The sequence below is a fragment of the Enterobacter cloacae complex sp. 370H10 genome, from assembly GCF_050031535.1.
Classification (GTDB): domain Bacteria; phylum Pseudomonadota; class Gammaproteobacteria; order Enterobacterales; family Enterobacteriaceae; genus Enterobacter; species Enterobacter intestinihominis.
On record NZ_JBLGWG010000001.1, the window covers coordinates 2015733 to 2028341 of the forward strand.

A 12609-nucleotide genomic window follows, 5' to 3' on the forward strand; every position below is an offset into this window, starting at 1 on the left:
TTACACGATTCACCGTTTTTTTAGCGGAAATAAATATGCCAGTATAAATACGTAGTCAGGTGTTTCTTACTCCGATCAAATATCACAAAAGGATTGTTTCGATGTCCAACAATGGCTCGTCACCGCTGGTGCTTTGGTATAACCAACTCGGCATGAATGATGTAGACAGAGTTGGGGGCAAAAATGCCTCCCTGGGTGAAATGATTACAAATCTGTCCGGTATGGGTGTCTCCGTACCAAACGGGTTTGCCACAACCGCCGATGCGTTTAACCTGTTTTTAGACCAGAGCGGTGTAAACCAGCGCATTTACGACCTGCTGGATAAAACGGATATTGATGATGTCACCGAGCTTGCCAAAGCCGGCGCGCAAATCCGCCAGTGGATCATCGACACACCTTTCCAGCCGGAACTGGAAAAAGCCATCCATGACGCCTACAACCAGCTCTCCGCTGACGACGCGCAGGCCTCCTTTGCCGTGCGCTCTTCCGCTACCGCGGAAGATATGCCGGATGCCTCTTTCGCCGGACAGCAGGAAACCTTCCTCAACGTCCAGGGTTACGAGGCGGTACTGGTGGCGGTGAAGCATGTGTTTGCTTCCCTGTTCAACGACCGCGCCATCTCCTATCGCGTGCATCAGGGCTATGACCACCGCGGCGTCGCGCTCTCCGCAGGCGTACAGCGCATGGTGCGCTCCGACGTGGGCTCTTCCGGCGTGATGTTCTCTATCGACACGGAATCCGGCTTCGACCAGGTGGTGTTTATCACCTCCGCGTGGGGTCTGGGCGAGATGGTGGTGCAGGGGGCGGTGAACCCTGACGAATTCTATGTGCACAAGCCTACGCTGGCGGCTAACCGTCCGGCAGTGGTTCGCCGCACCATGGGCTCGAAAAAAATCCGCATGATCTATGCCCCGACGCAAGAGCATGGCAAGCAGGTCACCATTGAAGATGTGCCGCAGGAGCAGCGGGATCGCTTCTCGCTCACCGACGCCGAAGTGGAAGAGCTGGCAAAGCAGGCGGTGCAGATTGAAAAACACTATGGCCGTCCGATGGACATCGAGTGGGCCAAAGACGGACACACCGGCAAGCTGTTTATCGTGCAGGCGCGTCCGGAAACCGTCCGTTCGCGCGGTCAGGTCATGGAGCGCTACACCCTGCACGCGCAGGGCAAAATTGTCGCGGAAGGTCGTGCGATTGGTCACCGCATCGGTGCCGGTCCAGTGAAAGTGATCCACGACATCAGCGAGATGAATCGCATTCAGCCTGGCGACGTGCTGGTGACCGACATGACCGACCCGGACTGGGAGCCGATCATGAAGAAAGCGGCTGCTATCGTCACCAACCGCGGTGGCCGTACCTGTCACGCGGCTATTATCGCCCGTGAGCTGGGGATCCCGGCGGTGGTCGGCTGTGGTGACGCGACCGAACGCATGAAGGACGACCAGAACGTGACGGTCTCCTGTGCCGAAGGCGATACCGGTTACGTGTATGCCGATATCCTCGACTTCAGCGTGAAGAGCTCCAGCGTGGATACCATGCCGGACCTGCCGCTGAAAATCATGATGAACGTCGGTAACCCGGATCGCGCGTTTGACTTCGCCTGCCTGCCGAACGAAGGCGTGGGCCTGGCGCGTCTGGAATTCATCATCAACCGCATGATCGGCGTTCACCCGCGCGCGCTGCTGGAGTTTGACGACCAGGACGCGAAGCTGCAAAACGAAATCCGCGAGATGATGAAGGGTTACGACTCGCCGAGAGAGTTCTATGTCGGCCGCCTGACGGAAGGCATCGCCACGCTCGGCGCGGCCTTCTACCCGAAACGCGTGATCGTGCGTCTGTCGGACTTTAAGTCCAACGAATACGCTAACCTGGTGGGCGGCGAACGCTACGAGCCGGAAGAAGAGAACCCGATGCTGGGCTTCCGCGGCGCCGGACGCTACGTGTCGGAAAGCTTCCGCGACTGCTTCGCGCTGGAGTGCGAAGCGGTAAAACGCGTGCGCAACGACATGGGGTTGACCAACGTGGAAATCATGATCCCGTTCGTCCGTACCGTGGATCAGGCGAAAGCGGTGGTGGATGAGCTGGCGCGTCAGGGGCTGAAGCGCGGCGAGAACGGGCTGAAGATCATCATGATGTGTGAAATTCCGTCCAACGCCCTGCTGGCCGAGCAGTTCCTGGAGCACTTCGACGGCTTCTCCATTGGTTCGAATGATATGACGCAGTTGGCGCTCGGCCTGGACCGCGACTCCGGCGTCGTCTCTGAGCTGTTTGATGAGCGTAACGAGGCGGTGAAAGCGCTGCTCTCCATGGCCATCCGTGCGGCGAAGAAACAGGGTAAATATGTCGGGATCTGCGGGCAGGGTCCTTCTGACCATGAAGACTTTGCGGCCTGGCTGATGGATGAGGGGATTGATAGCCTCTCCCTGAACCCGGACACCGTGGTGCAAACCTGGCTGAGCCTGGCAGAGCTGAACAAGTAAAACCTGCATAACCTGAAAAAGGCGAGGATATCTGTCCTCGCCTTTTTTATTTTCCTGCGAATATGCTCACCATCACAAATAAAGCAAAAAACCAAATATCATAATTTATCTGTTAATTTAGACAATTGTTAGTGGGCAGGGCGTTGCTAATACTTGAGCCTTACCGCGTACATCCGTCGGGATGATGCGCGACTGGTTGAAATACGTTTTAACCTGATAAAAAGGCAAATAACAATGACAATCTCCTCTGTATTACGTACCAAAGATAAAATAGGTTATGGCCTCGGTGATATGGCCAGCGCGCTGGTCTGGCAAACGGCAACGTTATTTCTCGCGTATTTCTATACGGACGTATTCGGTTTGCCGGCGGCCATTATGGGCACCATGTTTTTAGTGGTGCGCGTGATCGATGCGTTTGTCGATCCGTGCATTGGCGCGCTGGTGGACCGCACTCAGACCCGCCACGGTCGTTTTCGTCCCTGGCTGCTCTGGTTTGCCATTCCGTTTGGCGTGAGCTGCCTGATTACCTTCTACGTACCGGATGCCGGGCAGACGGCGAAAATTGTCTATGCCTGCGTAACCTATGCCATCCTGAGCCTGATCTACTCCGCGATTAACGTTCCATACTGCGCCATGCCCGGCGCGCTGACGCTCGACCCGCGCGAGCGCCACTCGCTGCAATCCTGGCGCTTTGGCCTGTCGTTTATCGGCGGGTTGATTGTAACGGTCATCGCGCTGCCGCTGGTCTCATTATTAGGTCAGGGGAATGTGCAAAAAGGTTATTTCTATGCCATGAGCCTGATGGGGCTGCTGGGTATTATTTTATTCTTCTGCTGCTTCTTTATGACCCGGGAGCGTTACTCGCCACGCAATGACACCTCCGGCTCGATGCTGACGGATTTAAAACTGCTGGCCGCCAACAGCCAGTGGCGAATTGTTTTTCTGTTTAATATTTTACTGTTAACCGCCGTCGTGACGCGTGGCTCTGCGACCATGTATTACGTTAACTATGTTCTGTTACGTCCTGAACTGGTCTTTGCCTTTATTGTTTCCGGCATGGTGGCATCCTTAAGCGGCGCATTATTATCTGAACGCCTGCTGGGGAAATTTGATCGCGTACGTGCCTATCAGTGGACCATTATTTCTTTCGTTATTTTTGGCGCGCTGATTTTCTTCATTCCGCCTTCGCAGGTGTGGCTGATATTCGGTCTGAATATTGTGTTTAGTTTTATTCAGAACCTGACCACGCCGCTGCAATGGACCATGTTCTCCGATGTGGTGGACTACGAAGAACACCGCAGCGGCCGCCGTCTGGACGGGCTGGTCTTTTCTACCGCCCTGTTTGCCATCAAGTTTGGGCTGGCGCTGGGTGGGGCGGTGGTCGGTTGGGTGCTGGGCATGGTGGATTACGCGCCCGGACAGGCAAACCAGGCGCCTCACGTTCTCGCAACCATCAATGCCCTGTTCACCCTGATCCCCTGCGCGCTGTTCCTCTGCATGGTGGCGCTCCTTGCTATCTACAAACTCAACAGCCGACTGGTGGATTCCATTGCCCGTGAGCTGGCCAGCAAGCGAGACATTCGAAACGATGCGGGGCAGCTCAGCCCGGTAACCCAATCCGCACTACAGGAGTAAACCATGACTGTGATCTACAAGGACGCGGGACGTCCCGTACACGAGCGTGTCGCTGATTTACTGGCGCGTATGACGCCGGAAGAGAAATTTGCCCAGATGCACGCGTACTGGCTGATCCTCGATGAACACGGCAGCCACCGCGAGCGCAGCGATTTGAGCGATGAGTTCGCCGGCGTGAGCGAACAGGCGTCCCTCAGCGAAAGGCTGAAGCTGGGCGTCGGGCAGATCACCCGTCCGCTCGGCACGCACATTGTTGATGCAAAAACCGGCGTGCGTGCCGCTAACCGCCTGCAACGTATGATGATGGAGGAGACCCGGCTCGGCATTCCGGCGCTGTTTCATGAGGAGTGTCTGGTGGGGCTGCTGTGCAAAGATGCAACCCTGTTCCCGTCGTCGCTGAACTACGGTTCCACCTGGGACCCGGCGCTGGTGCAGCGCGCGGCGGAGCAGATTGGCAACGAGGCCCGGTCTGTCGGGTGCCAGCAGGGGCTGGCCCCGGTGCTGGATGTCTCGCGCGATGTGCGCTGGGGACGGACGGAAGAGACCTTTGGGGAAGATCCGTGGCTGGTAGGGGTGATGGCGACGGCGTACGTGAAGGGGTTGCAGGGCGATAAGCGCGATCTGCTGGCGACCCTGAAACATTACGTGGGGCACTCCTTCAGCGAAGGGGCGCGCAATCATGCGCCGGTCCATCTGGGTTTCAGCGAGCTAAACGATACCTTCCTGCTACCGTTTGAGATGGCGGTGAAGCTGGCCAACGCCGGTTCGGTGATGCCAGCCTATCATGACACCGATAATCAGCCAGGGCACAGCGACCATTTCCTGCTCACCACCGTGCTGCGTGAACAGTGGGGCTTCGACGGCATTATTGTCGCGGATTACGGCGGCGTCAGCCTGCTGCACCAGCACCACGGGATTTCTCACGATCCAGCAGAATCGGCGGCGCTGGCGTTTAACGCCGGGCTGGACGTGGAATTGCCGAAGGATGACTGCGCGCGTCATCTGGCGGAAGCGGTAGAGCGTGGGCTTATCTCAATGGCGAAAGTGGATGAGATTGTGGCGCGCGTGCTAAGTGAAAAATTCCGTCTCGGGCTGTTTGAAAAACCGTACGCCGACGAAAAAGGTATCGATTTGCAGAATGAGGCGACCCGGCAGGTGGCGCGCGAGGTGGCAACAAAATCGATCACGCTGCTGGAAAATAACGGCATTTTGCCCCTCGGCGGAAAACCCCGTGTAGCGGTAGTGGGGCCGACGGCGGACGATCCGCTGGCGTTGCTGAGCGGCTACAGCTTCCCGGTTCACCTGATCATCAGCGATATGGTTGAAGAGACCTCGCAGGTGACAACCCCGCGCGCGGCGCTGGAACAGTACCTTGGTGCATCGCAGATACGTTACGCCAAAGGGTGCCACATTATCGAAAAACGGATGGCGGGTGCGCCGGTGTTCCCGGGCGACAGCGGCGGTAAACCGATGCAGCAATCGCCGGTTTCACAACGCACGGATTTGATCCCCGAAGCCGTGAGCGCGGCAAAAGAGAGTGACGTGGTGGTGGCCTGCGTGGGCGACCTCGCCGGGCTATTCCAGAGCGGCACCGTGGGGGAAGGATCGGATACCGATTCGCTGAATCTGCCGGGCGTGCAGCAACAGCTGCTTGAGGAGCTGGTGGCAACCGGCAAGCCGGTAATTGTCGTCATGACGGGCGGGCGTCCTTATAACCTTCAGGGGCTGGAAGAGAAGGTGGCCGCGCTGATGATGGCCTGGGCGCCGGGGCAGGAAGGGGGCTGGGCGATTGCCGATATCTTAACCGGCCGCGCGGAGCCGCAGGGCAGGCTGGTAGTCAGCGTGCCGAAAAACGCCGGGGCGATGCCGTACTACTATAACCACAAGCTGAAAAGCGGCGGCACGCCGATTGCGTTCCATTTTGGCGCACTTTACCCGTTCGGTTACGGTCTTGGCTGGACGCAGTTTCGCTGGAGTGCGGCGCGTCTCGCTGAAAGCCACGTCCCGGTCGACGGAGAGGTGGTGTTAAGCGTCGATGTCAGTAACATCGGGGAGCGCAGCGGCAGCGAAGTAATACAGGTATACGTGCGTGACAAAGTCGCGACGCAGGTTCGTCCGCTTCAGGAGCTGAAAGCGTTTCAACGCGTTACGCTTTCACCGGGAGAAACCGCCACCCTGACCTTTACCTTGCCGGTGGAGATGTTTAATTTCACCCGCCGGGACGGGAAGCGGATTGTCGAGCCAGGTGAATTTGAGCTACAGGTTGGCGCGTCCTCGGCGGATATTCGCGAGGTGGTGAACGTGCAGGTGACCGGGGAGACGCGGGTGCTGGAGGGGGAATGGCAGATGTTGAGTAGGAGTGAAATTTGTAAAAATTAATATTCAGGACTCGCCTGGCCACAAAGGCGAGTCCTCTTTCAAGCAATCAAAAGAGGAAAATGAACTTACAAAGCACTAATAACTTAAAAAAATAGTTCGCATAAGAATAGTCTTAGCCGCCTTGCTCTGAGCCTGGAACTGATATAGCTACTCCTCACCGTCTGCTGGTTGCAGGACTGCGCCAGATGGCCTGATAGGTTTGATGAGCTATAAAAGATGAAATTTAAATGAATATACGGACTCTGTCTGATTTAAGTTCCCTGTGCAACGGCTACATGACAACGCAATGCAGGGAAAACGAAGAACTACAGTGCATAGCGTCAGAACTCAGGATTCAATAAGTAACTGGAGAGGTTAAGTGGTTGTAGATATTTCGGTGTTATTCATTATTCTTTTAATGATTGTGTGCGCCCTGATTTATCGCCTTTCTGTCATGGAAGATAAGTTGTTAGCAATGGAGTTAAGACACGCTACGGAAGTCAACGCAGCGCGTAGAGAAGGGTATATAAACTGCATGAATCTTCATGCTCAGGTTGAAAAAAGTATAAAAGATAAAGCTAAATGATGGCGTTTTTAGGAACGCCAGTATGGCTGTTATATCATTTACTGTGCTTGCCTTGACGTTTATCTTTTTTCTTATGGCGGGAAAATAACCCACATAACTATTATTGACAGAAGAAAAAGGTGCAGGCGCTGCTCCTGCAGTGGTCAGCCGCCTTAAACGTGGTGATGCTCATTACAACGTGAACGTGCTCGCGCTGATGAACGGGCAGAGGCTACTAATAATTCAGAGTAAAAGGAACACCTGGCGGTACGAGAAAGATATTCAGTAGATAGTGAAATGGCATATGCTTATGACGAATGGAACTAAACAGTAAAACTCTTTCATCGCTATTCATCCGTCTGTAATGAACGGTTTTTTCGTTTAAAACACGCCTAAATCCTGTGCGCTCAGCATAAGGTAAATAAAAAAAAAGCCCATCGTGGGAGATGGGCAAAGACTACACACAGCAATTCGTTGTTTCACTCAGGGGATTTCCATGCTTATAAATCAAGGTGTTGATTTATAACCGTGTCTTAATAGTAGGCATGCCAACTTTATGAGTCGATCGGATTCGTCTCAATAGTTAAAGGGAGGTAAAGATTTCTTGAAGAGAATGACGGTTTTAGGCATGAAAAGGCGGGTCTGACCAGTGCGCAGAGAATAAATAGTTTAGCAACGTTTAAGTATTCCTGCGAAGAGTGTAGGCCGGGTAAGCGTTAGCGCCACCCGGCAAAGGTTATTACTGCGCGTTCTTATCTTCCAGCTCTTCAAGTTCGCCTAAGATGAGGTCCGGATCGGTTCCGGGTGGCGGCACTTCATGCACCCAGGCAGAGAAGAGACGCCAGGTTACCGCAAGCAGCACCGGACCGATAAACAGGCCAATCATGCCGAAGGCAATCAACCCCCCGATCACCCCGGACAGGATCAGAATCAGCGGCAGATCAGCGCCCATGCGGATGAGGAGAGGACGAATCACGTTATCCATGGTGCCCACCACGCAACTCCAGACCAGCAGCACCGTGCCCCAGGTCGTGTCCCCCGTCCAGTAAAGCCAGATAATGCAGGGAACCAGCACCAGCAGCGGACCAAGCTGTGCCAGACAGGTCATCAGCATGACAACGGTGAAAATGGTGGCATAAGGTACGCCGGAAACCGCCAGCCCGATACCGCCAAGCACCGCCTGCACCAGCGCTGTGACCACCACGCCGAGCGCCACCGCGCGAACGGCCTGGGCTGCCAGCAGCACGGCCGCATCGCCGCGTTTACCTGCCAGCCGGGTGGCGAAATGGCGTACCCCCAGCGCAACCTGCTCGCCGCGCCAGTACAGCAGGGCGCTGAAGACCAGCATCAACGTACAGTGCATCATGAAGCGACCAATATGCGCAGCCTGCCCGACAAACCAGGTGGTGGTTGTGCCGATGTACGGGCGCACTTTGGCCATCAGGGCGCTACCGCCCATCTCCAGCAGGCTGTGCCAGCCGCTGTATAGTTTTGCGCCCACAACAGGAATGCTGTTCAGCCACGCGAGATCCGGCAGCGTCATGTCACCGCTGGTGACCGCGCGAATAACCGGGCCGCTGCTGTCAACCAGGCTGTTAACCAGCAGCGCAATGGGAATAATAAACAGCAGGAACAGCAGCAGCGTCATCACCAGCACGGCAAGGCCGCGGCGACCAAACAGCAGTTTCTGCAAACGTAAGAGTAAAGGCCAGGTTGCGACCACGACGGTCGCGGCCCAGGCAAATCCGAGCACGAAAGGACGAACAATCCACAGACACGCAATAATCATAATGGCTAAGAACAGCACCGACAGCAGTATCTGTGCGACATCCCTGGGCTGACGAAGATTGACCATAAACGAAACTTTCCTTAAATGAACACCAGCAAGGCTGATGGGAATATAAACCGCATCTCTCTAATCATTAGTGATTTCAGCGATTTTTGACAGGCGGATTTTGCCCGTAATTCTACGAAGCACATAAGAAAAAAATGTGATAAAACTTTCCAGACACAACGCAAACGATTTCACACTATTCTCATTAGGGTCGACAGCAATGATCCCACAGATTTCTCAGGCACCGGGCGTCGTTCAACTGGTGCTTAATTTTTTGCAGGCACTGGAGCAACAGGGTTTTACAGGTGATACCGCCACCGATTATGCCGACAGGCTGACAATGGCAACCGATAACAGTATTTACCAGCTTCTTCCCGATGCCGTCGTTTTCCCGCGCTCTACCGCCGATGTGGCCCTCATCGCCCGTCTGGCGTCGCAGGAGCGTTTCAGCTCCCTGGTCTTTACCCCGCGCGGCGGCGGGACGGGCACCAATGGGCAGGCGCTGAACCAGGGCATCATCGTTGATATGTCCCGCTATATGAATCGCATCATTGAGATCAACCCGGAAGAGGGGTGGGTGCGTGTGGAAGCGGGGGTAATCAAAGATCAGCTGAATCAGTTTTTAAAACCGTATGGCTATTTTTTTGCGCCCGAGCTTTCCACCAGTAACCGCGCAACCCTTGGCGGGATGATCAACACCGATGCTTCAGGGCAGGGCTCGCTGGTCTACGGCAAAACCTCCGATCACGTCATGGGTGTGCGGGCGGTGCTGCTGGGGGGCGATATTCTCGATACCCAGCCGTTGCCGGTCGAACTGGCTGAAACGCTGGCAAAAGAGAGCACCACCAGCGGACGGATTTATCGCACCGTGCTGGAGCGCTGCCGCGAAAATCGCGAACTGATCCTCGACAAATTCCCGAAGCTCAATCGCTTCCTGACGGGCTACGATCTGCGCCATGTCTTTAATGACGATCTGAGCCAGTTCGATCTTACCCGCGTACTGACCGGGTCTGAAGGTACGCTGGCCTTTATCACCGAAGCGCGTCTGGATATCACCCCGCTGCCGAAGGTGCGCCGTCTGGTGAACGTCAAATACAACTCCTTTGACTCCGCGCTGCGTAATGCCCCGTTTATGGTGGAGGCGCGGGCGCTGTCGGTGGAAACCGTTGATTCGAAAGTACTGAACCTGGCCCGGGAAGATATTGTCTGGCATTCGGTGAGCGAACTGATTACCGACGTGCCGGATAAAGAGATGCTCGGTCTGAACATCGTCGAGTTCGCCGGGGATGACGCAGAGCTGATTGAGAGCCAGGTGAGCACGCTCTGCCAGCGTCTGGATGAGCTGATTGCACAGGGGGAAGGCGGCGTCATTGGCTGGCAGCTGTGTAACGACCTCTCCGGCATCGAGCGAATCTACGCGATGCGTAAAAAGGCGGTGGGGCTGCTCGGTAACGCGAAAGGGGCGGCGAAGCCGATTCCATTTGCGGAAGATACCTGCGTGCCGCCGGAGCATCTGGCGGATTATATTGTGGAGTTTCGTGCGTTGCTCGACAGCCATGGTCTGAGCTATGGCATGTTCGGGCACGTTGACGCGGGTGTGCTACACGTGCGCCCGGCGCTGGACATGTGCGATCCGCAGCAGGAGATCCTGATGAAGGAGATCTCCGACGAGGTCGTGGCCCTTACGGCCAAATATGGCGGTTTGTTATGGGGAGAGCATGGCAAAGGATTTCGCGCCGAGTACAGCCCGGCATTTTTTGGCGAACAACTCTACGCCGAGCTGCGTAAGGTGAAAGCCGCTTTTGATCCTGATAACCGTCTTAACCCGGGTAAAATCTGCCCGCCAGAGGGCGTTGATGCGCCGATGTTGCAGGTAGACGCCGTCAAGCGCGGCACCTATGACCGACAAATTCCGATTGCGGTTCGCGCTTCCTGGCGCGGCGCGATGGAGTGCAACGGCAACGGGCTGTGCTACAACTTCGATGTGAAAAGCCCGATGTGTCCGTCGATGAAAATCACCAGCAACCGCATCCACTCCCCAAAAGGACGTGCGATGCTGGTGCGCGAATGGCTGCGCCTGCTGGCCGATCGCGGCATTGACCCGCTCAAGCTGGAACAGGAGCTGCCGGAAAAACGCGCCAGCCTGCGCGGGCTCATCGAACGGACCCGCAACAGCTGGCATGCGAATAAAGGCGAATACGATTTCTCGCATGAGGTGAAAGAGGCGATGTCCGGCTGCCTGGCGTGCAAGGCGTGTTCAACCCAGTGCCCGATTAAAATTGACGTGCCGGAATTCCGTTCCCGCTTCCTCCAGCTGTACCACACGCGTTATCTGCGCCCGATGCGCGATCATCTGGTGGCAACGGTGGAGAGTTACGCGCCGCTAATGGCTCGTGCGCCAAAAACCTTTAACTTCTTTATCAATCAGCCGCTGGTGCGCAAACTGTCTGAAAAACATATCGGCATGGTGGATCTGCCGCTGCTGTCGGTGCCATCGCTCCAGCGTCGGCTGGTGGGGCACCGCTCGGCGAACATGACCCTGGAGCAACTGGAAGCATTAAGCCCTGAGCAGAAAGCGAAGGTGGTGCTGGTGGTGCAGGATCCGTTTACCAGCTATTACGATGCGCAGGTGGTGGCTGATTTTGTCCGTCTGGCAGAGAAAATTGGCTACCAGCCGGTGGTACTGCCGTTCTCGCCGAACGGCAAGGCGCAGCACATTAAAGGTTTCCTGACCCGCTTCGCGAAAACCGCGCAGAAAACTTCAGATTTCCTGAATCGCGTGGCGCAGCTCGATATGCCAATGGTGGGCGTCGATCCGGCGCTGGTGCTCTGTTACCGGGATGAATATAAGCAGACGCTCGGCGATAAGCGCGGTGATTTTCAGGTCTTACTGGTGCATGAGTGGCTGCCTTCGGTGCTGAAGCAAACGGCCCCTCAGGAGGTCAGCGGAGAATCCTGGTACCTGTTTGGGCACTGCACTGAAGTGACCGCGCTGCCGACGGCGCCTGCCCAGTGGGCTTCTATCTTCGCCCGCTTTGGCGCGAAGCTGGAAAGCGTCAGCGTGGGCTGCTGCGGTATGGCCGGAACCTACGGTCATGAAGTCAAAAACCACGCTAACTCGCTCGGCATTTACGAGCTGTCGTGGCACCAGGCAATGCAGCGCCTGCCGCGTAACCGCTGTCTGGCGACGGGCTACTCCTGCCGCAGCCAGGTGAAACGGGTGGAAGGTAACGGCGTTCGCCATCCCTTGCAGGCTTTACTGGAGATTATCGGATGATCTGGAAACGTGCGGTCACTCTGCAGGCCTTAAATGCCATGGGTGCTGAAAACATGGTCGGTTTGCTGGATATCCAGTTTACGCGCATTGGCGATAATGAACTTGAAGCGACGATGCCAGTAGACAGTCGTACTCATCAACCGTTTGGCCTGCTGCACGGCGGCGCGTCCGTCGTGCTGGCCGAAACGCTGGGGTCGGTCGCAGGTTACCTGTGTACGGAAGGGGAGCAGAAGGTGGTCGGGCTGGAGGTCAATGCCAACCACATCCGCTCCGTTCGCAGCGGGCGCGTGCGCGGTGTTTGCCGCGCACTGCACGCCGGAAGTCGTCATCAGGTGTGGCAGATTGATATTCTGGACGAGCAGGATCGCCTGTGTTGTTCATCCAGACTGACGACGGCCGTTGTGTAAAGTTTCCGAATGTCTTGCTTTTGGTCAAAAATTAGCCGCCTGATTGTGATATA

At 55.9% G+C, this 12609-nt stretch carries 7 protein-coding genes and 1 other RNA gene; 6 read left to right on the forward strand and 2 right to left on the reverse strand.

Annotation, left to right across the window (positions count from 1 at the left end):
• Positions 1-101 precede the first annotated feature (101 nt).
• From ppsA to ACQG2Q_RS09930, 4 genes are all read left to right on the forward strand, one after another.
• Complete coding sequence (ppsA, locus tag ACQG2Q_RS09915) at positions 102-2480, forward strand: phosphoenolpyruvate synthase (protein WP_023305974.1); 2379 nt, start codon at positions 102-104, stop codon at positions 2478-2480.
• A gap of 234 nt (positions 2481-2714) precedes the next feature.
• Positions 2715-4115: an MFS transporter gene (locus ACQG2Q_RS09920; protein WP_038415905.1), complete on the forward strand. Its 1401-nt coding sequence runs from the start codon at positions 2715-2717 to the stop codon at positions 4113-4115.
• Positions 4116-4118: 3 nt separating this feature from the next.
• Positions 4119-6494, forward strand: a complete 2376-nt coding sequence (locus tag ACQG2Q_RS09925; RefSeq protein WP_063849305.1) for a glycoside hydrolase family 3 N-terminal domain-containing protein — start codon at positions 4119-4121, stop codon at positions 6492-6494.
• Positions 6495-6852: 358 nt separating this feature from the next.
• Positions 6853-7059 carry a hypothetical protein gene (locus ACQG2Q_RS09930; protein ID WP_022647855.1) on the forward strand — a complete coding sequence of 69 codons (207 nt, stop codon included), beginning with the start codon at positions 6853-6855 and terminating at the stop codon, positions 7057-7059.
• A gap of 401 nt (positions 7060-7460) precedes the next feature.
• Here the strand turns inward: ACQG2Q_RS09930 and rprA are convergent.
• Both rprA and ydiK read right to left on the reverse strand, forming a co-directional pair.
• Positions 7461-7568: antisense sRNA RprA (gene rprA / locus ACQG2Q_RS09935), an RNA gene on the reverse strand.
• A gap of 209 nt (positions 7569-7777) precedes the next feature.
• The gene (ydiK, locus tag ACQG2Q_RS09940; RefSeq protein ID WP_063146060.1) at positions 7778-8893 is read right to left on the reverse strand and encodes an AI-2E family transporter YdiK; all 1116 of its coding nucleotides are present in this window, start codon (positions 8891-8893) and stop codon (positions 7778-7780) included.
• Positions 8894-9092: 199 nt separating this feature from the next.
• Between ydiK and ydiJ the strand changes: the two genes are divergently transcribed.
• Positions 9093-12149, forward strand: a complete 3057-nt coding sequence (gene ydiJ, locus ACQG2Q_RS09945) for a D-2-hydroxyglutarate dehydrogenase YdiJ (RefSeq protein ID WP_426759129.1) — start codon at positions 9093-9095, stop codon at positions 12147-12149.
• Positions 12146-12556, forward strand: coding sequence for a 1,4-dihydroxy-2-naphthoyl-CoA hydrolase (menI, locus tag ACQG2Q_RS09950; protein WP_023305978.1), 411 nt, complete (start codon positions 12146-12148; stop codon positions 12554-12556). Before ydiJ ends, menI begins: the two co-directional genes overlap by 4 nt.
• Positions 12557-12609 lie beyond the last annotated feature (53 nt).